Genomic DNA, 23,376 nt, shown 5'->3' on the forward strand with positions numbered 1-23,376 from the left:
ATCTGACGATAAGATGTCTCGAAAGGAATCAGTTATGACACCGCACTCACGCCCAGCGGACACCTATTCCCCGCTGTATTTCCTTGCCTCCTTGGGGGCGGGCGGCCTCGCCGTCACTTTCTTCATGTATCTGATGTTCTGGGTGCCGCACCCAAATGCACCTGTCCCGGTGTTTGAAGACATTGCAGGTGCCTTCAACAGCGGAACCTTTGCTATGAAATCCGGTATCGCCGTTGCCGTGGTCGGAATTGCAGCAATGGTCTTTCTAAACCTTAAAATGCTGTTTTGGAATTTCGCTGAGCTCGGGAAGTTCGCTAAGACAGGTGCTTATACAAAACTCGTGAACTCCAATGGCGAAACCCAGTTGTTGGCGATGCCATTGGCACTGGCGATGACCGTAAATGGTCTGTTCATTGTCGGCCTTGTCTACGTGCCTGGCCTTTGGGGCATTGTTGAATACCTTTTCCCGGCGGCATTGGTCACCTTCGCGATCATCGGCATGATCGCATTCCGTCGTATCGGCTTCTTCCTTGGGCGCGTCTTATCTGAGGGTGGCGTTTTTGACGTGACGGCGAACAACTCCTTTGCACAGCTCTTGCCAGCGTTCGCACTGTCTATGGTAGCCGTTGGCCTGTCCGCCCCCGCCGCCATGAGCACGGTTCCAGCGACTGTTGGTATTTCCCTCGTGTTGTCGATTTTTGTTGGCACCATTGCCGCGTTGTATGCGCTTGTTGCCGCCATCGTGGCATTCAATTCCATGCTGCACCACGGCACCGCCAAAGAAAGTGCGCCGACATTGATGATTGTCGTGCCGATCCTGACGATCCTTGGCATCATGACAATGCGTCAAGACCACGGGCTGCACACCACGTTCGAAGGTCATTCAGACATGGCTTCGACGTTACTCCTGACGACGACAATTTTGGCAGTTCAAGCCGCGTTTGCCGCACTTGGGATGCTTGTACTGCGTCGCCAGAAATATGCCGACGCCTATTTGCGCGGTGATGGCAATTCCCCTGGTGCGTATGCGCTGGTCTGCCCTGGTGTCGCGTTGTCCGTGATGATGCACTTCTGGATCAACAAAGGCCTTGTTGCCGCCGGGATCATCGCGAAATTCGGCATTTTGTATTGGGGTCTCACAGCAGTTGCCATCGGCTTCCAGGTCGCCATGGTCCTGCTCGTACTGCACCTCAATCGGCGTCACTTCCGTAAACCATCCGGAGCGACGCCAGTTCCTGCTGAATAACCCTCCCCCCGTTCAGTAAGACACGAAAAGGGCTGCCTTCGCGCGGCCCTTTTTGCTTGCGGGGAACGGCAGGCTGGCGCAGTCTGTGCGCTGCAAAGAGGAGAGCGCCAAATGAGTGAAGATGCTGACCGCCACGCGATGAAAATGGCAAAGAAGAAAGCCGCACGTGATAAGATTATGGCGACGAAGACCGACAAGAAGGGTCTGATCATCGTCCATACCGGCAAGGGGAAGGGCAAATCTTCGGCGGCGTTTGGGATGATTTTCCGCCATATTGCACATGGTATGAAATGTGGTGTGGTGCAGTTCATCAAGGGCGGCATGAGCACCGGTGAACGCGATTTAATCCTTGAAAAGTTTACGGATGAATGTGCGTTCCACACCATGGGCGAAGGGTTCACATGGGAAACCCAAGACAAGACCCGCGACACCGAGATGGCAATGGCCGCATGGGAAAAAGCCAAAGAACTGATCCGCGATGAAAGCAATTCAATGGTCCTGTTGGATGAGATCAACATCGCCATCCGCTACGACTACGTGCCGATCGCGGATGTTGTTGAGTTTCTCGTCGAAGAAAAGCCCGAGATGACCCATGTCGTTCTGACAGGTCGCAACGCCCACGACGACCTTATCGAGATTGCCGATCTAGTGACCGAAATGGAACTCGTGAAACACCCGTTCAGGTCTGGTGTAAAGGCGCAGATCGGCGTGGAATACTAGGATGCAGATGGGTTCGCATCATCGCGACGCTTTGGCGGACTTGTTGGTCTGGCGGCGCGATGTGCGGCACTTCAAAGCCGATCCTGTCGCCCCCGAGGTTTTGGCGCGGCTGCGCGACGCAATGGACTGTGCCCCAGCCGTCGGAAACGCGCGACCGTGGCGGGTTTTCCAAGTCGAGGACCGCGCCAAGCGTCAGGCCGTCCTTGAGAATTTCAAAGCGGCCAACGACAAAGCCGCCGAGCTTTATTGTGACGAAAAGGCCGAGGCCTACCGCGCCTTGAAACTTTCTGGACTGCAAGAAGCGCCCGTACATTTGGCGATCTGGACAGAGACCGCGCCGGCCGAAGGTGCCGGCTTAGGGCGACAGACCATGCCCGAGATGCTGGCCTACTCCACTGTCACGGCGATTCAGACGCTTTGGCTGGCTGCTCGGGCTGAAAATATCGGCGTGGGATGGGTCTCGATCCTTGATCCTAAGGGTGTGAAAGCCGTGTTTGACGTTCCCGACAGTTGGTCGCTGACAGGATATCTTTGCCTCGGGCATCCCGCAGACACATCCGACACACCATTGCTGCACCGCGCAGGCTGGCAGAAAAATACTACGACGTACTGGGAGATTACATGATGGCGACTCGGTTACTGACTGAATTTGGCATGGGCACGTCTTTGCGCCGCCAAGATTACACGCAGGCCGCACGGCGCGCGCTGCAGGATGCCTTGTGGCACAACTCGATCAATTTGGCAGAACTCTATGGCCAGCCCAAAGAAGCGATGAAAATCACTGTCGAGATTGGTGTCCAACATCCTGACGAAGTGGATACCGAAGCGTTGCGGGACATATTTCCATATGGGCAGCTGTCATTCTCGGTTGTCGAAGGCGGGCTAGATGTGCCCCGTCCAGATGGCAAGCCCACGGTGATCGCCAACGTAGCTCTATCTGTTGCACTGGATTTACCATCATGACCGATCAGAGATTCATTATTGAGATGGGCATGGGTAACGACCTTTATGGCCAAGATTACACCAAGGCGGCAGCGCGCGCGATTGAGGATGCTTTGCGTCACTCCTCCATACCTTTATTCGAGGCTACGGGCCTTAGTCACGATGCCATGCGGGTGCAGGTGACAGTCGGGGTGCAAGACCCGGCTGCAGTGGATTGTGATTCACTTGTGGGCACTCTGCCGAGGGGGCGCGCGACGGTAACTGCGGTTAAAGGTGGGTTGAATGTGACCAACCCCGACAACGGCAATGTCATCGTCATAGCGAGCGCCGCAGTTGAGGCGTTTTTGCCAAAACAAGGTTAGGCCAGTCACAAGGCTTGGCAGGGGGCAAAAGGCGTGACAGGATTTCCGTTAAAGGAGCCCATCATGCCAGATACCGCACGCGACAACCCAACCGTTCCCAACGACCTCGACAGTTTCTGGATGCCGTTTACGGCGTCCGAAATGTTCAAAGACAACCCGCGTCTGATTTCCAAAGCAGAAGGCGTGCGCTACACCAGCATTGACGGGCATGAGCTGTTCGACGGAACGGGCGGCTTATGGTGCTGTAACGCGGGCCACAACCACCCAAAGATCACCAAAGCCATTCAAGATCAGGCGGCGCGTCTGGATTTTGTCCATAACTTTAATCAAGGGCACCCGCTGGCCTTTGAGGCTGCCGCCCGTGTCACAGCGCTGGCGCCCGGGTTTGATCATGTGTTTTTCACAAACTCAGGGTCTGAGGCTGTGGACACGGCGTTGAAGATCGCATTGGCCTACCACACAGCCCGTGGTGACGGAGATCGCCGAATTCTAGTTGGTCGAGAGAAGGCCTATCACGGAATCAACTTTGGTGGCTTGTCTGTTGGTGGGCTGGGGCTGAACAAAGGTCAGTTTGGCACGCTGTACCCTTCTACCGCGCATATGCGGCACACATGGCTTGAGGAGAACCACAACAGTCTCGGGCAGCCAGACCACGGCGCCGATCTTGCCAATGACCTTCAACGGCTGTGCGACTTGCACGGGGGACAAACCATTGCTGCGGTGATTGTCGAACCCGTCAGCGGCGCGGGAGGGGTCTTTCCGCCGCCCGTTGGTTACCTCGAACGGCTGCGCGAAATTTGCGACACACATGGAATTTTGCTGATCTTTGACGAAGTGATCACGGGTTTCGGACGTATGGGCACCCCGTTTGCTTTTGAGGCCTTCGGTGTGCAGCCAGACTTGGTGACCTGCGCCAAAGGGATGACCAATGCGACGGTCCCGATGGGTGGTGTTCTTGCTACGGCGGCCGTACGTGACGCGTTCCGCAATGGGCCTGCCAAGATGCCGGACCTCTTCCATGGCTACACCTATTCTGGGCATCCTCTCGCATCGGCGGCGTGCATTGCGACTTTGGACGCATATAGAGACGAAGACATCTTCGGCAATGCCGCACGAATGGCGAAACCGTGGGAAGATATGTTGCACGCTTTGGCCGATCTTCCAGTTGTGCAGGACGTCCGAAATTGCGGCATCATTGGTGCGGTTCAGCTACATCAGGATGGCGCCGTAGGTGATGCAGGTCGTGCGGCCTATAACGGGCTATGGGAAGCCGGCTTGATTGTCCGCCCTGTCGGGGACGCACTGTGCTTGTCACCGCCGCTTACGATAACGCAGGCCGACATTGATGAGATCGGCGAGAAGCTAAGGGCGCAGTTAACCCGCTAAGGGTGTTTGGCGAGGGTCGCGCTTGTTGAAAGCGCGTCCTCGCTTACTTGCAACTCCAATACCGCAAATGTGCCGCTTTGCTGTGCCCGCTTAAATGCGGGCGCGAAATCTGCAGTGGTCGTAACTGTTTCCCCATGACCACCGTAAGCCCGCGCGAGGGCCGCAAAGTCCGGATTGGTCAGTCTTGTTCCAGAAACACGCCCCGGATAGTGTTTTTCTTGGTGCATTCGAATCGTACCGTAGCGACCATTGTTGACGACGATCACAATAGGCGTTGCACCGTGCTGGGCTGCGGTCGAAAGCTCATTGCAGGTCATTTGAAAACATCCGTCCCCTGCAAGGCAAATAACTTGTCGGTCGGGGTGTTCAAGGCTGGCAGAAATTGCCGCAGGGAACCCGTACCCCATTGACCCCGACGTCGGAGCAAGCTGCGTCCCATGCTGCTTAAAGACGAAATATCGGTGCAACCAACCTGCGTAATTACCTGCTCCATTGGTTAGGATCGCATCTTGCGGCAGGTTTTCAGACAACCATGTAATGACCTGTTCTAGCTTCAAATCCCCCGGTGTTTCTTGAGGCGTTTTCCAAGCGTCATAGTCAGCGCGGGCGGCCTTGGTCCAATCCGACCAATCCCTATCTGTGGCCGGCAAGTCAGCCAACGCACGGATGAACGACACACCGTCAGCCGTCACCGCGACATCAGGGCGGTAAACATGCCCTTGCTCGTTCGGATCCGCGTGGACATGACAAATCGCAAGATGTGGTTCTGCAGGGTCGACCAACGTGTAGCCTTGCGTTTCAATATCCCCCAGTCGCGATCCAATAACGAGAAGCGCATCCGCGTCCCTAACACGTTGCGCGAGTTTTGGGTTTACTCCCACATTCAAGTCACCCGCATAATTCGGGTGGCGATTGTCGAGATAGTCTTGCCGCCGAAAGCCTAGCGCAACCGGAAGTTTTTGCACGCTCGCAAAGGTCCCTAGATCATTTGCGGCTTCGGGGGACCAATGAGGACCGCCCACAATAACGAGCGGTCGTTCAAATCCGCTGAGCCATTGCAACGTGTCTTCAGCGACGGTTGCAAGTGTTGGCGCGAGTTCCACAATCGGCCCTTTGATGTCGGGTACATCAGCCCTCGCTGACAACATATCTTCGGGGAGCGCTAGGACGACAGGACCGGGCCGCCCAGCCGTCGCAACATTGAACGCGCGGGCGATGTATTCAGGCAAACGGTCGGTATGGTTCACCTCTGTAACCCACTTAGCGATACTTCCAAACATCGCTTTGTAATTGACCTCTTGGAACGCTTCACGGTCACGATCTTCCATGCGTATCTGACCGACAAAAAGAACCATCGGTGTACTATCCTGCATGGCAATGTGCACACCGGCCGAGGCATTGGTCGCCCCTGGCCCACGCGTCACAAACGCGACCCCAGGCTGGCCTGTCATCTTGCCGTAGGCTTCGGCCATCATCGCGACGCCGCCTTCTTGGCGACAAACAACATTGTCGATGCCTGCATCATAAAGCCCGTCCAACGCCGCCAAAAAGCTTTCGCCTGGAACCGAGAAAACACGGCGAACGCCGAGCCGTATGAGTTGTTCAACAAGGATCTGTCCGCCGTGGCGCTGCATGATGTTGTGCTCCCGATATTTGGGTCAGCATGCGATACAAGACCGGCAGTGCAAAGGTTCAATTTTCACATGATTGCGAAACCCTAAAGCGGCGCCACGCGATGTTACTTAGGTCGGATTAGAAACCTCGATCAAGTTCCCGTCCAAATCTCGAATGTAGATGGATTCGAGTGGACCAACAGCACCTGTACGGACAATTGGTCCTTCTTCGATGCTCACATCTTGATGCGCAAGATGCGCGATCCAATCCACCAATGGCGTGTCTGACAGGAAACAAATGTCTGCCGAACCTCGTCGTGGATTCGCGGCCTTTGGATCAAATTCAGCGCCCGCCTGATGCAAATTGATCTTTTGATTACCAAATTTAAGCGCGGTTCTGACTGTGCCGTCAGCCACTCGGAACTGCTCGGCTGCCATACACAAAACATCCTCGTAGAACTTCACCGATTGCTCGATCGACGCGACCGTCAAAACGAGGTGGTCTATAGACAAAAGACGAGGCACTTGCAGGCTCCTTTGGTTTTGGTCAGCATGGCAGCTATGACAGAGAAATCGGCCTCTACGCAAATTTTGACAGATGTAATGGATCCCGCGCGTGCCTGCGCACTGCAAGTCGCATTGGGGTTTGAGCCAACAATCACCGCGGCCAGCACATTGCCTCCCTTCTTTCACCACATCTATTTTTGGGACCCACAGCCGCCACAAAACCTTGGCCGTGACGGTCATCCAGCTTTGGGAGGGTTCGTGCCGGACATGGGGCTGCCACGGCGCATGTGGGCTGCAGGACGTCTCTTGTTTCACACGCCTTTAAAGGCTGGAATCCGCGCCGAAAAGACGTCAATGATCGAAGGCGTGACCCGCAAGAACGGACGATCGGGGCCACTGGCCTTTGTGCGGCTACGCCATGACATCCGGCAACGCGGTGCGGTGGTCCTCAGCGAATGGCAAGATTTGGTGTATCGCGAAGATGGAGGCGACACACCTGAAAGGCCTATCGCGAGAACGGATGAGACCCACCAAGACAACGTGCACTTCGACAGCACCCTACTGTTTCGATACTCGGCTCTGACGATGAACGGGCACCGCATCCACTACGATGAACCCTATGCCCGAGACATTGAGGGTTACGGCGGGCTTGTGGTTCACGGCCCATTGCTGGCCCAACATTTGATGCTGATGGGGGAACGGATGCTGGGAAAGCCGTTGACCGAAGTAAGCTACCGCGCGACGGCGCCGCTAACCCTACCAAGCTCGGCAACGCTTTGTTGGGCCGATGGGGCCGCATGGGTCCGCGGCCCGCAAGGTGAACAGTGTATGGAAGCAGTGATGCGCTAAAGGCTCAGCGATGGGTTGAAATCCTCGGGGATTGCGTCCTCACCTGTTAGAATAAGCTGGGCAAGCTTTTCAGCCGCCAATGGCGCCATACCAAACCCAATCTTGAAGCCCCCGTTGGCGATGAACTCTCCGTCACGGAAAGGATGATTGCCTAACATGGGTGCGCGGGTTCTTGCACGGGGTCGCACGCCAGCCCAGCGGCGTATTTCGATCGCTCCAGAAAGAACGGGGACGTATTCCCGCGCCTTGGCAACAAGCGCGTCGCATTGGGCGTCCGTGCTTTGGGGGTCGTCGAACTCTCGTTCGGTCGTTGACCCAATTGCAGTTGTGCCGTCCGCATGTGGAATGACGTGCAGCCCGTCCACGAAAAGCTGGGGTTCATTTCGGGCATCATAGTCCAGCAAAACCGCCTGCCCTTTGATACCCGCTCCGACCAAACGGGTATGATCTGCCGTAAGGGCCTCCAGACCTTGATACCCCGTGGCCCATACGACAGCGCCCTCATCCAGAAAACTACTATCTTCAGTGATTTCGCACCCCCGCGCCTCAAGGGCTTTGGCAAGAGACGCACAGGCCTGCGCGGGATGGATTCGACCGCTGAGGGTATCGCGAATGTACTGGCCAGTCGGGCTGATCGGCACAAACTCAGACTGGGGGGTGTCGATGACCTCCCAGATTGCTCGTCCTTGCCAAAGTTTATCGGCACCGACCGCACGGGACTGGGCGAGATCGGGTGCGCCTTCAGCCAAGGGCTGTAAACGCCCTGTCCGACCGTAGCCGCTTGATAACCCAGACGCGTCATCGACTTCGCGCCACCAATCTTCCGCCAACAACAGGCTCTCTAATTGAAACGCTTTCTTCGGGTTCCACTGCTCCGGCACGTGGGGAGCCAATGCACCGACAATGCCGCCAGAAGACCCCGCACCGACGCCGTTCGGGTCAATGATCCGCACCCGAGCGCCGCGCTTCACGCAGGCCCAAGCTACGCTCAGGCCAAAGGCCCCTGCTCCGCGTACTGTTACATCTACCGTTGCCATTACCGCTCGCTGCTTTCATGTTCCTGTTGATCAGATAAGGCACCATGACATGACAGACCAGCAAGCAGATTTGGAATGGCGCGACGGCAGGACGCCTGTATCGGTTCAGTTCGACGACCCTTATTTCTCGCTTGATGACGGCCTTGCGGAAACACGACATGTTTTCTTGGACGGCAATGACCTTCCCGCGCGATTTGAGGGGGATTTCCATGTAGGCGAGTTGGGGTTTGGCACCGGGCTAAACTTTTTGGTAACGCTCGCGGCATGGCGCGCGGCTGGTGTGACAGGAAAACTTCACTTCACCAGCTTTGAAGCGTTTCCCATGCCTATGGCCGATATGATGCGGGCCCTACAGGCGTTTGATGGTTTGCCCATCGATGCATTCGAACACGGCACTTTTCCCAATTTTTCTGGCCCCGATTTTAAATTGCAGGTCATTATTGGCGACGCGAGGAAGACCCTGACGCAATGGGACGGCAAAGCCGATGCGTGGTATCTGGACGGTTTTTCGCCCGCCAAAAACCCCGAGCTTTGGGGCGATGATCTGATGGATCAAATCGGCAAGCACACCGCAAAGGGAGGCACTTGCGCCACCTACACAGCCGCAGGTTTTGTACGACGCGCCCTTGTCGACGCAGGCTTCGAAATTGAACGCACCAAAGGGTTCGGGCGCAAGCGGCACATGTCGCGAGGCACCATGAAGTGAGCCAACAAAACACCCGCCAAGGTATCCTCTTCATGATTGCCGCGACCTTTGTGATGGCCGTGCAAGATGGATTCAGCCGCCACTTGGCAGGGGAATACAACGTGATCATGATTGTCACGATCCGCTATTGGTTCTTTGCCGCATTCGTCATCGCGATTGCGCGGCGGCAAGCGGGTTCACTTCGCGAAGCTGCATCGACGTCACAACCGTTTCTTCAGATCACGAGAGGACTGCTTCTGGTAGCTGAAATTTGCGTCTTGGTCTTGGGATTCGTTGTCTTGGGGTTGATCGATTCTCATGCGGTTTTCGCATGTTACCCATTGCTGATTGCGGCCTTCTCTGGCCCCGTACTGGGTGAAAGGGTCGGCTGGCGGCAATGGTCGGCGATTGGGGTTGGGTTCGTCGGTATCCTGATCATCCTTCAACCAGGGAAAGGTGTATTCAGCCTGACGGCCGCGATTCCACTGATCGCGGCACTCATGTTTGCGCTTTACGGTTTACTGACCCGCTTTGCCGCACGGAAAGACACGGCTGCGACCTCCTTTTTTTGGACAGGCGTAGTAGGCGCGATAGCTATGACGCCATTGGGCATTTGGTTTTGGGAACCGATGGTGCCCGCCGATTGGGGGTGGATGGCAGCTCTTTGCGTAACGGGCGCGACGGGTCACTGGTTCTTGATCAAAACATATGAGGTCGCAGAGGCCAGCACAGTGCAACCCTTTGCGTACTTTCAACTGGTTTTTGTGAGTGTCATCGGGTTGGTCGTATTTCGCGAAACCTTGGCACCAAACGTGGTTATCGGCGCAGTCATAGTCGTTTCTGCAGGTTTGTTCACCCTGTGGCGGGCCCGACAAAGATCCTAGTCGCCCGCACGCGATACCGGCCTGATAGGTTGCGCGCCGCTTGGACCAGAGGGGCCCAACTCACCCGCGCGTCGAACGGGTGGAAGATCGTTCTCAACATCTACAACTTCGGCCTCCTCAACGACGCGAACGGGACGGGAAACGGGTCGAATGAGGCGCTGCTCCCCGATCAAGAGCCGCTCGAATTGCACCGGTCCGATCTGACCGCTCAATCGAGCACGATAGACGGGAATGCCTTCGGTTACGCGCATGACGTAGTTGCGGGTTTCACGGAACGGGATGTGTTCAATCCAATCCACGACGTCAACGGGATCATCGTTGCCAAAGCCAACGCGCGGATCACCGTGATCGGTCATCCACGTTTTGGGACGGCTAGGCCCTGCGTTATAGCCTGCTGCAATCATCACCGGTGAATTGCCAAATTCCCGCTCAAGAAAGGCAAGGTATTCCGATCCCAAAGCCGCGTTATAATCCCAATCCGATGTCAATCGACCACGGGAATAAGGCACATCGATCCAGCCTGCGACTTCTTGCGCTGTTGCAGGCATTAACTGCATCAATCCCAAGGCTCCAACGCTGCTGCCTGCATCCGTTCGAAATTCCGATTCCTGTCGGGCAATGGCGAGCGAAAGCGCAGGTTCAACGGGCAGGTCAAGGTCCGCCAGCGGATGGATCGGGAAGTAAACATCCTGCACTAAAAGCCCTTCGCGCACCGCAGACTTGGCAATCAGCACCGCATAGAAGGGTTCGCCGATGTCCATAAACAATTGACCAAGCTGGCCAATCTCTTGGCGCGACATGGTTTTCGCTGCGTCGACAAAGAACAGAACCGCCATGCCCCTCTCGCCCGCGTCAAGCAAAGACAAGCCCGCCCACACGAGGTCATTTTCCAGCATTGGCGAACCTTGCCACGGGCCAAAGTTTTCACCTCCCGCGATGTCGGGGTCCATGGTCAAGCCTAGCCTTTCGGCCGCCAGTAATCCGTAGAACGACGTCTGATGTTGCGCGCCATCTTGAAAGGCCGCGATGGCCGCTTCGGCATCGCCCAAGCCTTCATAGGCGCGGCCAAGCCAATAACCTGCGCGGCCCTTTGAGATTGGCGAGGTCACGGACGCACCGAAGTTCTGAAAATGGGTCAACGCTAGAGCGTAGTCTTTCTGGTAGGTCAACGCGAGGTAACCCGAAAGCCACTCAAGATCGCTATAGTTTGTTTCGTCGGGTTTAATGAAATGGTTCGACGCCAGCGCATAGGCACGTTCGATATTACCTTCACGCATCTGCCAACGCGCCAACATGCGCCGCCAAGACCCCCACCTCCACGGCACACCTAATGCTTCAGTGCTGGTGGACCGTTCCAACAAGAGAGCCATTGCCAATGTCCAGTCGCCGCGGTCCGAGAACAGGTTGAACCGATCATAGTGCAAACCGGCCGTGTCCTTTAGACGGTCAGGAACGAGCGCTTCGCGGCTTTGCATGTCTCCATCACGATTGATGATCGCCATGCGGGCCCGAAACAGGGCTTGTTCACCCTCATCAAGAAGCGGCAATAGATTGGTCGCATCCGTCGTTCGCCACCGCCAAAGCAACATATCCGCACGCGCAATGTGATGTGGCGCAACGACGTCAGGGTAAGCATTTACAATTGCTTGGTGACCGGATGCCGACAACGCTTGGTTCAGCCAGACGTCAACCAACATCGCTTCGGCTTCCGTCTTGCGACCATCGGCAATCAATGCATCGGCATAAGCAACGGCGCCCTGCCCGGTTTCCACGTCTTCGCCTTCAAAGAACGCTAGAATGTCCTCGGTCGTCGCGGTTTCCAAATCAATCTGACGCTCTGCGGCGGCACGGATGCGCGAAACGCCGGGCCAATCGGCACGCTTTTCTAGAAAATTGGCATAGATCGCAAAATCGACATCCGTGTCAGCGTCTCGCAAGATCAACCAAGCAATAAGATCTTGATCAACCCCATGGCCGTCAGCGAGCGCATTCAGGGCCGCGACTTCGTCGCCTTGTCCCACAAGGCCAACTGCTTCGGAGAATGCTGGATCAACGGGCAATTGCTGCGCCCAAAGGGGCGACGCAATCAGCCAGCCTGAAAGGCCCAAAATGATCCGCGAAATCTTCAACAAAACACCCCTTCTTTCGACCACGATATACGATTTACGCGGCATTCTTGTGTCACATAGGTAGGCTTTCATCCAATTTGCGCAACTCACAAACTTGGCAAAGGGGAAAAACCCCACTACAGACCTCCAAATTAACTGACCCCGTGAATCGTCGCGGAGGTCCCCTAAAAAAGGATGCGTATCATGATCAAAGGGTCTCTCCCTGCTCTCGTCACGCCGTTCGCGAACGGCCAGCTGGATCTTGATACGTTGAAAAAACTTGTCGAGTGGCACGTTGATCAAGGATCACACGGTTTGGTTCCTGTTGGCACAACAGGCGAAAGCCCTACACTAAGCCATTCCGAACATGACCAAGTTGTCGAGACTGTGGTTGAGGCGGTGAACGGCCGCTTCCCAGTTGTCGCTGGTGCGGGGTCGAACAACACTGCCGAAACGGTGCGTTTGGTGAAGGCAGCAAAGACGGCAGGTGCGACAGCAGCTTTGGTTGTTACGCCATACTATAACAAGCCAACTCAACGTGGATTGATTGCGCACTTCACGGCTGCTGCCGACTGCGGCTTGCCGATCATTATTTACAACATCCCTGGTCGTTCGGTTGTCGATATGACTCCGGAAACAATGGGCGAACTCGCGAAGCATGAAATGATTGCTGGTGTAAAAGACGCAACTGGCGATTTGGCCCGCGTTCCAAACCAACGGCTAAGCTGTGGCGCCGATTTCATCCAAGTGTCCGGCGAAGACCCGACAGCAATTGGATTTAACGCCCAAGGTGGCGTCGGATGTATTTCTGTTACGGCAAACGTCGCCCCTGCTCTCTGCGCTCAAATGCAAGAAGCGACGTTGAAAGGTGACTATGCTGCCGCACTGGAAATCAACGACCGCCTGATGCCTCTTCACAAAGCGATCTTCACTGAACCAGGCTTGGTTGGTGCGAAATACGGCATGTCGCTGTTAGGCATGTGCTCCGAAGACGTGCGTTCGCCGCTGACAGGGCTGGAAGACAGCACCAAAGAAAAAATGCGCGCCGCGATGGTGCACGCGGGTTTGCTGAACTAAGCAATCTCTACATTAGAATTGAAACGGGCAGAGGATTTCCTCTGCCCGTTTTCGTTTTAGGCCGCGATTTTGTTGCGTGCCTCAAACTGGTTGTTCAACCGCCAAAGCCCCCATGCAACAGGGATCGCTGCGAGGCCGCCGATCACATAGGCAAGCGGTTCATCGTAGAACGTCTCGAAGGCCTGAGTGTAGGCGTGGATTGCGCCAAACGTCATGGCTGCATTAAAGATGCCACGGCGGTTGGTGTAGGCTGACCAGAATGCAGCCGCGATCAAAAGGACAGCCCAGACGATGGAATACACGTGTTCGTGGATAACCCAAGTCGAAGCTTCAAAGACTTCCATTGCTGCGTTGTATTCCTCACGGGTACCATCAAAGCGCCAGCTCGATACGCCCGGCCCCCACATTGTTTGGCCTACGATATCGCCCCAAAGGCTGCCGACGAGGAAACACATGTTCGCGACGATAAACGCCATGATGCCAAACATGTGGGTATGACGGCGGTAACGGTCCGACAGCACACTTGCCAGAACAACACAGATTGCCATCGCGATGCCAAGTTGCAGGATGCTGAGCGTGGTTTCAGGGCTGTAGAACGCGTACATCGCGTTCCAGTAGAAGGTGCCTGTATCCAACATCTGCGCGAAAGGTACGATTGCCAACGCCGTAACCAGCCGCACGTCGATAAAGATACCAAGACCGATCATCGCCACAGCCACATAAAGGTGCGTTACAGATGCCGCGAGGCCTGAAAGCTCAACGTCGGCCGCCCATAAATAGAGCCCGCCAAGATGCATAGCACCGACCATCAATAAGATACTGCCGGTCAGAAAACCTGTGTGTTCACGACCTTTCCGGTGAATGATTGCGGTGAAAACAGCCAAGCCGAGCCCGAGAATGGCGAGGAACATACCGCCCGACCCTTCACCAAGCGCCTCTAGTATTTTGATAGACGCCCCGCCAACCAACATCCCCGCCCCGATAAGTGCCGACGCATTGCCGAACATGCTGTAAACGTCGGTCGTTTTGGTAAGGATCATCGTACCAACGGCTAAGAAAAGACCCCCGACGATGGCAACCGCCAAAGCATCCCCCAAAAGACCGATAAATCCAGCCGCAGCTGCGATAATTCCGAAACACAACACGGTGTTAATAGCGAGAGAGACCATCACTTGCCGCGAGCGGCTTGCAATAATTGCGCCCTGTTCAGAAGAGATTACTCCCTCCTGCACAAGCGCGTCCGTTTGAATGACATGGGCCATTGGGCACCTCCAGAATCAATTTGTGAACAATGTTCAGGATATTAATCTCATAAATTTGAACGTCGTTCAAGAAATTTCTTTGCTCCACCCCTTGGACCAGTTCACGTCCTTGCTCCCAACAAATTTCGCGACGCGGTCAACTTCGGCCTCCAGCGCTTTGATACGGGCCTTGCCCATGCGGATTCCTTTTTCCGGCCAAAACGCCGTGACCAACGTCACGTCGCCGTCGCGTTTGGTATCAATACGGCCAATCATGCGATCCCCTTGCATGACGGGAAAGACGTAATATCCATACTGCCGCTTCGGCGCTGGGACGAAAATTTCAATTCGGTAGTGGAAATCAAAAAGACGTTCCGCGCGTTTGCGGTCCCGCAACGCAGGATCAAACGGCGACAGCAACCGCACACGGCTGTTTGGTTCGGGCGGTTTAAGATCAAAGACCTCAGGCAAAACAAAACTAGGGCGAAGCGTGCCGTTCGCTGATGTAATGTTTGCCTCTACGATCCGTTGATCGCTGAGGGCCATTGCGCACCAAGTTTTGGCCTGCGCGGGTGTGATGATGGCATAGAAGGCTGCGATCTCGCCGGATGTCGCAAAGCCCAAGGCCTGTAACGCCGACATACAGGCCCAGTCGATCATCTCTTCTTCGCTCACCTCGACCGAGCGATATTCGTCCGGGATCACGCGCTCGGTCAGGTCATAGATCTTGCGGAAACCTTTCCGGTGACACACAGACAATTGCCCCGAACGCCAGAGGTATTCCAATGCGGTTTTGGATGGGTGCCAGTCCCACCAGCCGCCGGACTTGCGTTCTTCATCAGCGCCAACTTCCATCGAAGAACACCGACCGTTATCGGTAATCTGGCGCAACACGCCATCGATTTGGTCACGAAACCCTTCGCGACGCCAAGCAGGCCATTTGGCATCCATATGCGCTTTGTCTTTGGCGAATTTGTATCGCCACATCGGAAAGTGTTGCATGGAAATGACCGATGCATCGTGGGTCCAATGTTCAAACGCACCACGGGTCTTCATCAGACGCGGCAGGTTCGGCGCGCGGTATTGTTGGCGACGGGACCAAAGGATCAGGTCATGGGCACGAGCCAATGTATTCACGCTATCCACCTGCACGAATCCAAGGTGATCTATCACCGATTGCAGGTCATCACCCTTGCCCGCACCTGAGCGCGTCCCCAGCAACAAATGGCGATCCAAGAACAGGCGGCGGGCAGTCTGATTGTCGATGACGGGGCGCATGGCTCCACTCCGATGGTTTGAAAACCCACCCTACGGGTTGTGGCAGGCCGTGCCATCCCCTATTTGCTAAGCACTATGGCAAAGAAACCTGAGAACACGAATTACAAAGTCATCGCTGACAATCGGCGTGCCCGCTACGATTACGCAATCGAGAGCGACGTTGAGTGTGGGATCATCCTAGCTGGTTCCGAAGTGAAATCTTTGCGGACAGGGCAGTCCAACATCGCAGATAGCTATGCGGCTGTGGAAAACGGCGAACTTTGGTTGGTGAACTCTTATATCGCGCCCTACCAACAGGCGATGTTCCCGCACGAAGAACGCGCACGGCGCAAATTGCTCGCGTCCAAGCGGGAGATCGCGCGGATGTGGAATGCGACCCAACGCGATGGCATGACGCTCGTGCCACTGGTGATGTATTTCAATGACAAAGGCCGCGTTAAGCTTAAGATTGGCATCGCCAAGGGTAAGCAAAAACAGGATAAACGCGCTACCGAAGCCAAGCGCGACTGGGGCCGTCAGAAGGCCCGTTTGATGCGTCACGGTGAATAGCCCTTTGTAATCAACGGGGAAATACAACGGATTACTCCCACTATTGATTGGTTCTAGACTTCTGCTAACCTTCGCCCATCACAAAATGTGGTGGGGAGGGGTGTGCATACTCCAAAATATGCCCCCTTAATGGAAGGAAAATATAAGATGGAAATGATTCTTGGTTTGCTGATTCCTGCGCTTTCTGGTGCAGCTGGCGGTAACATTATTGGTAAAGTCGCTGGCGCTTTGAATGGCGGCGGCATGATGAACACAATTCTAGGTGCAGTTGGCGGCTTGGGTGCGGGCACAGTGCTTGGTTCTATGGGAATGGACGCAACAGGCGGTGCAGAAGCAGCAGAAGCCGTAAGCAACTTTGACGTAGGCACATTGTTGTCTGGCGTTCTGGGCGGTGCCGGTGGCGGCGCAGCACTTGGCGGCGTTGGTGGCATCATCAAGAACATGATGTCCAAGTCCTAAGTTTAGTAATACGTAACGAGTATTCGGAGCGCCCAGCCCTGCTGAGGCGCTCCTTTTTTATGGCAGAGGTTGCGAAGCCAGAGGCACAGGTTTAGGGACAAAGGTATCCCGAAACGCCTGTAACCTAGGGGGCATTCCACATGGCGCACGACGATCCGAAAACTCTCGTTTCAACGGAATGGTTGGCGGCACACCTGAAAGATCCTGACCTGCGGATTCTGGATGCATCTTGGTTCATGCCAGCCGACGAACGCGACGGGCGGGCCGAATTTGAAAAAGCCCATATTCCAGGTGCGCGGTTCTTTGACATTGATGACGTCAGCGACAATCGATCAGAGCTGCCCCACATGGTACCAAGCGTCGAAAAATTCATGAGCCGCATGCGAAAAATCGGTGTCGGCGACGGCCATCAGGTCGTTGTCTATGACAGCTCTGGCTTGTTCAGCGCCGCCCGCGTTTGGTGGCTCTTCCGCTTGATGGGCAAAATGGACGTGGCAGTGTTGGATGGCGGATTTCCGAAATGGCAGGCCGAAGGGCGCGAAATCGAAGATTTACCGCCAGTCATCCGTGACCGCCACATGACCGTGTCCCGTCAAAATCAAATGGTGAAAGACGTCACTCAAGTTGCTTCTGCTTCAAAGCTTGGCGACTACGTAATTGTCGATGCCCGTGCATCGGAACGGTTTCGCGGTGACGTCCCAGAGCCCCGCGAAGGATTACGCGCAGGCCATATCCCAAACAGCCGCAATGTTTTCTTCCGCGACCTGCTAGAGGCAGACAGCACCCTGAAATCCCCCGATACGATTGAACAGATTTTCAAAGATGCGGGCGTTGATTTGAGCAAACCCGCCATTCTTTCATGTGGGTCTGGTGTTACGGCCGCGATCCTCGCGCTTGCCATGGAACGCATGGGGAAGACAGACCACGCAGTTTACGATGGAAGCTGGTCCGAATGGGGCACTTTCGATGACTTACCAATCGCTACAGGAGACGCTTAATGCTTGAACATCTTTCGGCACAACCCAAGGATAAAATCCTCGCCCTTATGGCAGCTTACCGCGCCGACACGCGGGATACGAAAGTTGACCTCGGGGTTGGTGTTTACAAAGACGCGAGCGGCACGACACCTGTCATGCGCGCCGTTAAGGCCGCCGAACAGCGGTTGGTCGATCAACAAGACACCAAGGCCTATACTGGGCTCGCTGGCGATCCTGCGTTTTCAGACGCCATGATCGATCTCGTCCTTGATGGCGCGGTCGAACGGGATCGCATTGCCGCCGTTGCGACACCGGGTGGCACGGGCGCCATTCGCCAAGCGTTGGAGCTGATCAAGCTGGCAGCGCCTGGTGCAACGGTATGGCTGTCCGACCCAACGTGGCCAAACCACCCTTCAATCATCAAGTACCTAGGGATCAAGTCGCAGACATATCGCTACTTCAATGCGGAAACGCGAAGCGTGGATTATGTCGGCATGCTGACAGATCTTGGTGCGGTCCTACCCGGCGACATCGTGTTGCTACATGGCTGTTGCCACAACCCGACCGGCGCGAACCTGACCGTACCTCAGTGGAAGGGCGTGATCGATCTGCTGAAAGAAAAGTCAGCCGTTCCATTTATCGATATCGCCTATCAGGGCTTTGGCGACGGGCTGGACAAAGACGGAGCCGCCACACGTATGGTAGCGTCCAGCTTTGACAATGTGCTGATTGCGGCGTCTTGCTCCAAGAACTTCGGTATTTATCGCGAACGTACAGGCATTCTGATGGCGATCGCGAAAGACGCTGACCAACGTGATCTGGCTCAGCAGAATCTTTCGTTCCTGAACCGCCAGAACTTTAGCTTTCCGCCAGACCACGGCGCTCGGGTCGTCACAACCATCTTGAACGACCCCGAATTGCGCGCTGACTGGGAAGCCGAACTCGAAGAGGTACGCCTCGGGATGCTTGATCTGCGTAAACAATTGTCATCTGAACTTCGCCGCCTGTCCAACTCGGATCGGTTTGATTTCTTGGCGGACCACCGCGGTATGTTTAGCCTGTTGGGCACATCCCCTGACAAGGTTGAAAAGCTGCGCGCGGACCACGGGATTTATATGGTTGGTGACAGCCGCATGAACATCGCGGGCCTGAATGCGGACACGATTCCAGTGCTGGCGCAGGCGATCATCGACGCCGGGGTCTAACGCCCCTTCATAGTTAAAAAGTTTATGGCGTGTCTGGATTACCAGTCACGCCATTTTTGTTTGCGCTATGCAATACCTCTGCCCAAAACGCAAAAGGCCCCGCAACTCTGCGGGGCCTTTCGATTTCTATGGCGACTAATGCTTAGCCGTTTTTGAACTCTGGGTATGCTTCCATGCCCAGCTCAGCCATGTCGAGGCCGTTGATCTCTGTTTCTTCGCTGACGCGGATACCCACGACTGCTTTCAAGATGAACCAGATGACCAGGGACACTACGAAGGTGAAGACACCATAGGCAACGATACCTGTAAGCTGTGCTGTGATCGTCGCGCTGCCTGAGAAGGCAACTGCGATTGTGCCCCAGATACCTGCAATCAGGTGAACCGGAATGGCGCCAACAACGTCATCGATTTTGAACTTGTCGAGCATTGGAACCGCGAAGACTACGATCGCACCGCCAACACCACCGATGAGGAGGGCAGACAACAAGGAAGGAGCAAGAGGCTCAGCTGTGATGGATACCAGACCAGCAAGTGCGCCGTTCAGAACCATTGTCAGGTCAACCTTTTTGTACAGGATCTGTGTAAGGATCAGCGCGACAACGGAACCGGCTGCAGCAGCCATATTGGTGTTCGCAAAGATACGGCCAACGTCTGTGATGTCACCAACAGTACCGGCCGCAAGCTGGGAACCACCGTTAAAGCCGAACCAACCGAGCCAAAGGATGAATGTACCCAATGTAGCAAGTGCGAGGTTGGAACCAGGCATTGGAACAGTTTTGCCGTCTTTGTATTTGCCGATACGTGGGCCAAGCACGATGGCACCAGCCAAAGCAGCCCAACCACCAACAGAGTGTACAACTGTGGAACCCGCGAAGTCGGAGAAGCCGAGTTCGGAAAGGAAACCACCGCCCCACTGCCAGGAACCGGAGATTGGGTACATGATACCTGTCAGGATCGCGACAAAGATGAGGAATGGCCACAGTTTGATACGTTCAGCAAGTGCACCAGAAACGATGGACGCAGTCGCAGCAACAAACATCAGCTGGAAGAAGAAGTCGGAAGCAACGGATGCGTAATCAAGTGCAGCATCAGCAGCGTCCAAACCAACAGGCTCGAGCCAAGTTGTCGTGCCCAAGATTGGGCCGAGGTAACCGTTGAAGTCACCAGGGTACATCAGGTTGAAGCCAACCAACCAGTACATAATGGATGCGATGGAAAACAACGCGATGTTCTTTGTAAGCTGCATTGCAACGTTCTTACCGCGCACGAGGCCGGCTTCGAGCATTGCAAAACCAGCGGCCATGAAGAACACAAGGAAGCCGGCCACAAGGAACAGCAGCGTCGTCATGATGTAGGGGCCGATTTCATCGAAGCCCGGCGCGGCGTCTTGGGCCAGCGCAAGGGTCGGCAGTGCCATCAAGGCGCCAGCGACCGGAAGAGATTTAAGTAGTTTCATTAGTTCGTTTCCTTCTTAGGTCGCTTAAAGGGCGTCGGAGTTCGTTTCGCCTGTACGGACGCGCAGTGCGCTTTCCACATCAAGAACGAAAATCTTGCCGTCGCCGATTTTGCCGGTGCTGGCCGTCGTTGCGATGGTCTGAACAACCTGCTCGGCCATCCCGGCATCAACCACGATTTCCAGTTTCACTTTTGGAACAAAGTTCACGGCGTATTCAGCGCCGCGGTAAATTTCAGTGTGGCCGGATTGCGCACCGAAACCTTTTACTTCTGTCACCATCATGCCGCGAACGCCGATTGATGTGAGTGCCTCACGAACGTCCTCCAGCTTGAATGGTTTGACTGTTGCGATGATGAGTTTCACGATCGTCCTTTCTGCATTTGTTAGTCCACAGGCGGCTTTTGGCCCGCTTGGGCACAACAAGGTCTGGAGCGTTGACATACCTCAAGAATTGGGAGCAGCATTTGTTAAGCATTCAGCAGCAATTTGCACAAAAAATGCACAAAACAGGCAGATCGCCCAATAAGTGAGCAGATAGAAAACTGCGATCGAACGCATATCCGGCTCTACATTTGGAATCGGTGGCGGTATTGTGTCGACAATTGACGCCACAAATGGCGCGTGAGGTAAGTGGGCAGTATGACCGGTAAACGAGGACAAAAGCCGCCATTGGTGGCTGAAAAGCGCAGCAAACCTGCAGCAAAGACACGCAAGTCGGTTAAGCGAGTAAGACGCAAACCCACAGCCGCCAAACGGCGTGGCCTGATAGGTACGATTCTTTGGCCCTTCAAGTGGCTGCTCATCCTTTTGTGGCGCATTTTTTGGCGCGGCACGTTGGTTGTCAGCGTTTTGATCGGGATTGGTGTGTTCTATTACGCCTCAACCCTGCCCCCAATCGAAGAGATGGTTGACGGCCGAACGCGCGGCTCTGTGACCCTCCTTGACGCGCGCGGAGAGACGTTTGCGTGGCGGGGCGATCAATTCGCCGGAATGATCCGATCTGAGAGTGTCAGCGATGATCTGCGCAACGCGATTATCGCAACCGAGGACAAACGGTTTTACGCATTCTACCATTTCGGCGTGGACTTCTATGCAACGACGGCAGCGATGGTGCGCAACTTCCGCAATGGGGGTAACCCCCTGTCTGGTGCGGGCGGTTCATCCATCACGCAGCAAACAGCAAAGCTTTTATGTTTTGGACGGGACTACGACCCAACCGTTTGGGAAACCGAAACAGACTACGAGGCAGAGTGCCGTCGCACCACGCTTTGGCGCAAGGTCCAAGAGGCGGTCTATGCCTTTGCACTTGAGACGCGATACACAAAAGAAGACATTCTGACGATCTACATCAACCGCGCCTATCTTGGTGCGGGCTCTCGTGGGTTCGAAGCCGCATCCCAGCGTTACTTTGGCATCTCCGCCGCCCAAGTAAACCCTGCGCAATCTGCGATGCTAGCGGGTCTCCTTAAGGCACCATCAAGCTACGCTCCGACTCGCAACTTGCAGGTCTCTCAAGATCGGGGCGCGACAGTTATTCGCCTGATGGAAGAACAAGGGTACCTCACATCGGCTGAGGCTGCCGATGCGCAAGCCAATCCAGCGACTTTATCCGAAGCCGCCCGTGCCCGTGCTGGTGGGTATTTCGCCGACTGGGTCATGGACAGCGGCCCGAGCTTCTTCACTGAAGGCACCACCGAAGACGTTATTATCCGCACAACGCTGGACCCAAGGGTTCAGACCGCCGCCGAAGAGGCATTGGTTTGGGTGTTTGAAAACAAGGTCCGCGCGGGGTCAGAGGCACAGGCCGCGATTGTTGTTATGTCTGCGGACGGGGCCGTGCGCGCTATGGTAGGAGGACGAGACCTAACTGTCTCCGGCGCCTTCAACCGTGCTACGCAGGCTTTGCGGCAGACCGGATCGGCTTTCAAGCCATTCATCTATGCCGCAGCCCTCGACATGGGGATGTCACCCTTTGACATCCTTTTGGATGCCGCGACCTGTTGGGATGTCCCTGGCCCAAGTGACTATTGCCCGGAGAACTACACCAACCGCTTTGAAGGTGAAGTCACGATGGTTCAAGCCTTGCAGCAATCGTTGAACATTCCTGCGGTAGCCCTATCTGAACTCGTCGGACGGCCCGCTGTACGTGCCGTGGCCGAAGGCTTCGGCATCGATCGGGATCTAGCAGACGGCCCAGCCCTTGCGCTTGGTGTCTCCGAAAGCACCTTACTTGAGATGACGGGCGCCTATGCTGGTATTTTGAACGGCGGTTCGGCGGTTAAACCCTATGGGCTGACCGAACTTCGTTTGGCTGGTGATGATACCCCCCTACTGGAAGCAACAGGCGGTATCCGCGAAAGGGTGATTCAAGAAAGCGCCGCGCGGGAACTTACATGGATGATGTATCAGGTTGTCGAGGACGGATCAGGACGCCGCGCCGCCATTGAAGGCTGGGAAATTGCAGGCAAGACCGGCACAACCCAAGGCGCACGTGATGCTTGGTTTATCGGGTTTAGTGGCGACTACGTTACAGGAATTTGGATGGGGTATGATAACAACACGCCTCTTACAGGCGTTACTGGCTCAGGTCTTCCGGCGGAAATCTGGCATGAGACCATGACTCGAGTGCTTGCTGGGCTTCAACCAACGCCATTGCCCATGAACATTCCAGCACAAGCACAAGTTCAACAGCCACAACCCAACCAACCGAGTGGCGGCTTAGGCCTTCCGGAAGAAGAAGCTGACAATTTGATTAATGATCTCTTGCGAGAGCTCCAGGGCGGAAACTAGTCGGG

Annotated in this window: 23 protein-coding genes; 15 read left to right on the top strand and 8 right to left on the bottom strand. The window is 55.3% G+C overall.

The window, feature by feature from the left end; genetic code table 11:
- Nucleotides 1–34 precede the first annotated feature (34 nt).
- The 6 genes from L0666_RS12350 to aptA all read left to right on the top strand — a co-directional run bounded on the left by L0666_RS12350 (nt 35) and on the right by aptA (nt 4,656).
- A complete protein-coding gene (locus L0666_RS12350; protein ID WP_235261671.1) occupies nt 35–1,246 on the top strand; it encodes a TsoY family (seleno)protein in 1,212 nt (403 codons plus the stop codon).
- 111 nt (nt 1,247–1,357) lie between these two features.
- Nucleotides 1,358–1,966: a cob(I)yrinic acid a,c-diamide adenosyltransferase gene (cobO, locus tag L0666_RS12355; protein WP_235261672.1), complete on the top strand. Its 609-nt coding sequence runs from the start codon at nt 1,358–1,360 to the stop codon at nt 1,964–1,966.
- 1 nt (nt 1,967) lies between these two features.
- Entirely contained in the window at nt 1,968–2,591 is a 624-nt protein-coding gene (gene bluB / locus L0666_RS12360; RefSeq protein ID WP_235261673.1) for a 5,6-dimethylbenzimidazole synthase, read from the top strand.
- Nucleotides 2,588–2,929, top strand: coding sequence for a Lin0512 family protein (locus tag L0666_RS12365; protein WP_235261674.1), 342 nt, complete (start codon nt 2,588–2,590; stop codon nt 2,927–2,929). Before bluB ends, L0666_RS12365 begins: the two co-directional genes overlap by 4 nt.
- On the top strand, nt 2,926–3,270 hold the full coding sequence (locus L0666_RS12370) for a Lin0512 family protein (protein ID WP_235261675.1): 345 nt from the start codon (nt 2,926–2,928) through the stop codon (nt 3,268–3,270). Before L0666_RS12365 ends, L0666_RS12370 begins: the two co-directional genes overlap by 4 nt.
- A gap of 63 nt (nt 3,271–3,333) precedes the next feature.
- The gene (aptA, locus tag L0666_RS12375; protein WP_235261676.1) at nt 3,334–4,656 is read left to right on the top strand and encodes an omega-aminotransferase AptA; all 1,323 of its coding nucleotides are present in this window, start codon (nt 3,334–3,336) and stop codon (nt 4,654–4,656) included.
- Here aptA and L0666_RS12380 read toward each other — a convergent pair.
- Nucleotides 4,653–6,290: a thiamine pyrophosphate-binding protein gene (locus L0666_RS12380; protein ID WP_235261677.1), complete on the bottom strand. Its 1,638-nt coding sequence runs from the start codon at nt 6,288–6,290 to the stop codon at nt 4,653–4,655. The genes aptA and L0666_RS12380 overlap by 4 nt on opposite strands.
- 108 nt (nt 6,291–6,398) lie before the next feature.
- Complete coding sequence (locus L0666_RS12385; RefSeq protein ID WP_235261678.1) at nt 6,399–6,794, bottom strand: VOC family protein; 396 nt, start codon at nt 6,792–6,794, stop codon at nt 6,399–6,401.
- A gap of 36 nt (nt 6,795–6,830) precedes the next feature.
- Here L0666_RS12385 and L0666_RS12390 point away from each other — a divergent pair, with 36 nt between their 5' ends.
- Complete coding sequence (locus L0666_RS12390; protein WP_235262204.1) at nt 6,831–7,625, top strand: HTD2 family dehydratase; 795 nt, start codon at nt 6,831–6,833, stop codon at nt 7,623–7,625.
- On the opposite strand, the gene L0666_RS12395 is transcribed toward L0666_RS12390, so the two are convergent.
- Complete coding sequence (locus tag L0666_RS12395) at nt 7,622–8,662, bottom strand: NAD(P)/FAD-dependent oxidoreductase (RefSeq protein ID WP_235261679.1); 1,041 nt, start codon at nt 8,660–8,662, stop codon at nt 7,622–7,624. The genes L0666_RS12390 and L0666_RS12395 overlap by 4 nt on opposite strands.
- Nucleotides 8,663–8,711: 49 nt before the next feature.
- Between L0666_RS12395 and mnmC2 the strand changes: the two genes are divergently transcribed.
- Both mnmC2 and L0666_RS12405 read left to right on the top strand, forming a co-directional pair.
- Complete coding sequence (mnmC2, locus tag L0666_RS12400) at nt 8,712–9,368, top strand: tRNA (5-methylaminomethyl-2-thiouridine)(34)-methyltransferase MnmC2 (RefSeq protein WP_235261680.1); 657 nt, start codon at nt 8,712–8,714, stop codon at nt 9,366–9,368.
- The gene (locus L0666_RS12405) at nt 9,365–10,231 is read left to right on the top strand and encodes a DMT family transporter (protein ID WP_235261681.1); all 867 of its coding nucleotides are present in this window, start codon (nt 9,365–9,367) and stop codon (nt 10,229–10,231) included. The genes mnmC2 and L0666_RS12405 overlap by 4 nt, the downstream gene beginning before the upstream one ends.
- On the opposite strand, the gene L0666_RS12410 is transcribed toward L0666_RS12405, so the two are convergent.
- Nucleotides 10,228–12,360, bottom strand: a complete 2,133-nt coding sequence (locus L0666_RS12410; protein WP_235261682.1) for a transglycosylase SLT domain-containing protein — start codon at nt 12,358–12,360, stop codon at nt 10,228–10,230. The genes L0666_RS12405 and L0666_RS12410 overlap by 4 nt on opposite strands.
- A gap of 183 nt (nt 12,361–12,543) precedes the next feature.
- On the opposite strand from L0666_RS12410, the gene dapA reads away from it, so the two are divergent.
- On the top strand, nt 12,544–13,416 hold the full coding sequence (dapA, locus tag L0666_RS12415) for a 4-hydroxy-tetrahydrodipicolinate synthase (protein WP_235261683.1): 873 nt from the start codon (nt 12,544–12,546) through the stop codon (nt 13,414–13,416).
- A gap of 56 nt (nt 13,417–13,472) precedes the next feature.
- On the opposite strand, the gene L0666_RS12420 is transcribed toward dapA, so the two are convergent.
- Nucleotides 13,473–14,678: a hypothetical protein gene (locus L0666_RS12420; RefSeq protein WP_235261684.1), complete on the bottom strand. Its 1,206-nt coding sequence runs from the start codon at nt 14,676–14,678 to the stop codon at nt 13,473–13,475.
- Between the two features lie 66 nt (nt 14,679–14,744).
- Entirely contained in the window at nt 14,745–15,935 is a 1,191-nt protein-coding gene (locus L0666_RS12425) for a winged helix-turn-helix domain-containing protein (protein ID WP_235261685.1), read from the bottom strand.
- 75 nt (nt 15,936–16,010) lie between these two features.
- Between L0666_RS12425 and smpB the strand changes: the two genes are divergently transcribed.
- The 4 genes from smpB (at nt 16,011) to L0666_RS12445 (ending at nt 19,125) form a co-directional block, all read left to right on the top strand.
- A complete protein-coding gene (gene smpB / locus L0666_RS12430; RefSeq protein WP_235261686.1) occupies nt 16,011–16,484 on the top strand; it encodes an SsrA-binding protein SmpB in 474 nt (157 codons plus the stop codon).
- Between the two features lie 147 nt (nt 16,485–16,631).
- Nucleotides 16,632–16,943, top strand: coding sequence for a hypothetical protein (locus L0666_RS12435; RefSeq protein ID WP_235261687.1), 312 nt, complete (start codon nt 16,632–16,634; stop codon nt 16,941–16,943).
- 140 nt (nt 16,944–17,083) lie between these two features.
- A complete protein-coding gene (gene sseA, locus L0666_RS12440; protein WP_235261688.1) occupies nt 17,084–17,941 on the top strand; it encodes a 3-mercaptopyruvate sulfurtransferase in 858 nt (285 codons plus the stop codon).
- Complete coding sequence (locus tag L0666_RS12445) at nt 17,941–19,125, top strand: amino acid aminotransferase (protein ID WP_235261689.1); 1,185 nt, start codon at nt 17,941–17,943, stop codon at nt 19,123–19,125. The genes sseA and L0666_RS12445 overlap by 1 nt, the downstream gene beginning before the upstream one ends.
- A gap of 142 nt (nt 19,126–19,267) precedes the next feature.
- On the opposite strand, the gene amt is transcribed toward L0666_RS12445, so the two are convergent.
- Together amt and L0666_RS12455 are read right to left on the bottom strand one after the other, a co-directional pair.
- The gene (amt, locus tag L0666_RS12450; RefSeq protein WP_235261690.1) at nt 19,268–20,581 is read right to left on the bottom strand and encodes an ammonium transporter; all 1,314 of its coding nucleotides are present in this window, start codon (nt 20,579–20,581) and stop codon (nt 19,268–19,270) included.
- A gap of 24 nt (nt 20,582–20,605) precedes the next feature.
- Nucleotides 20,606–20,944 (bottom strand): P-II family nitrogen regulator, encoded by a 339-nt coding sequence (locus L0666_RS12455; protein ID WP_216036117.1) that lies wholly within the window; start codon nt 20,942–20,944, stop codon nt 20,606–20,608.
- Between the two features lie 276 nt (nt 20,945–21,220).
- On the opposite strand from L0666_RS12455, the gene L0666_RS12460 reads away from it, so the two are divergent.
- Entirely contained in the window at nt 21,221–23,371 is a 2,151-nt protein-coding gene (locus tag L0666_RS12460) for a transglycosylase domain-containing protein (RefSeq protein WP_235261691.1), read from the top strand.
- Nucleotides 23,372–23,376: the final 5 nt, after the last annotated feature.

The organism is Octadecabacter algicola, from assembly GCF_021532625.1.
In the GTDB taxonomy this organism is placed as follows: domain Bacteria; phylum Pseudomonadota; class Alphaproteobacteria; order Rhodobacterales; family Rhodobacteraceae; genus Octadecabacter; species Octadecabacter algicola.

Coding starts and splice junctions, on each gene's coding strand:
- L0666_RS12395 (WP_235261679.1), bottom strand. CDS start 8,662: ATGGCAACGGTAGATGTAACAGTACGCGGAGCAGGGGCCTTTGGCCTG.
- L0666_RS12350 (WP_235261671.1), top strand. CDS start 35: ATGACACCGCACTCACGCCCAGCGGACACCTATTCCCCGCTGTATTTC.
- L0666_RS12425 (WP_235261685.1), bottom strand. CDS start 15,935: ATGCGCCCCGTCATCGACAATCAGACTGCCCGCCGCCTGTTCTTGGAT.
- sseA (WP_235261688.1), top strand. CDS start 17,084: ATGGCGCACGACGATCCGAAAACTCTCGTTTCAACGGAATGGTTGGCG.
- dapA (WP_235261683.1), top strand. CDS start 12,544: ATGATCAAAGGGTCTCTCCCTGCTCTCGTCACGCCGTTCGCGAACGGC.
- L0666_RS12460 (WP_235261691.1), top strand. CDS start 21,221: ATGACCGGTAAACGAGGACAAAAGCCGCCATTGGTGGCTGAAAAGCGC.
- amt (WP_235261690.1), bottom strand. CDS start 20,581: ATGAAACTACTTAAATCTCTTCCGGTCGCTGGCGCCTTGATGGCACTG.
- aptA (WP_235261676.1), top strand. CDS start 3,334: ATGCCAGATACCGCACGCGACAACCCAACCGTTCCCAACGACCTCGAC.
- L0666_RS12390 (WP_235262204.1), top strand. CDS start 6,831: ATGACAGAGAAATCGGCCTCTACGCAAATTTTGACAGATGTAATGGAT.
- L0666_RS12445 (WP_235261689.1), top strand. CDS start 17,941: ATGCTTGAACATCTTTCGGCACAACCCAAGGATAAAATCCTCGCCCTT.
- L0666_RS12420 (WP_235261684.1), bottom strand. CDS start 14,678: ATGGCCCATGTCATTCAAACGGACGCGCTTGTGCAGGAGGGAGTAATC.
- cobO (WP_235261672.1), top strand. CDS start 1,358: ATGAGTGAAGATGCTGACCGCCACGCGATGAAAATGGCAAAGAAGAAA.
- L0666_RS12380 (WP_235261677.1), bottom strand. CDS start 6,290: ATGCAGCGCCACGGCGGACAGATCCTTGTTGAACAACTCATACGGCTC.
- L0666_RS12365 (WP_235261674.1), top strand. CDS start 2,588: ATGATGGCGACTCGGTTACTGACTGAATTTGGCATGGGCACGTCTTTG.
- bluB (WP_235261673.1), top strand. CDS start 1,968: ATGCAGATGGGTTCGCATCATCGCGACGCTTTGGCGGACTTGTTGGTC.
- mnmC2 (WP_235261680.1), top strand. CDS start 8,712: ATGACAGACCAGCAAGCAGATTTGGAATGGCGCGACGGCAGGACGCCT.
- L0666_RS12370 (WP_235261675.1), top strand. CDS start 2,926: ATGACCGATCAGAGATTCATTATTGAGATGGGCATGGGTAACGACCTT.
- L0666_RS12435 (WP_235261687.1), top strand. CDS start 16,632: ATGGAAATGATTCTTGGTTTGCTGATTCCTGCGCTTTCTGGTGCAGCT.
- smpB (WP_235261686.1), top strand. CDS start 16,011: ATGGCAAAGAAACCTGAGAACACGAATTACAAAGTCATCGCTGACAAT.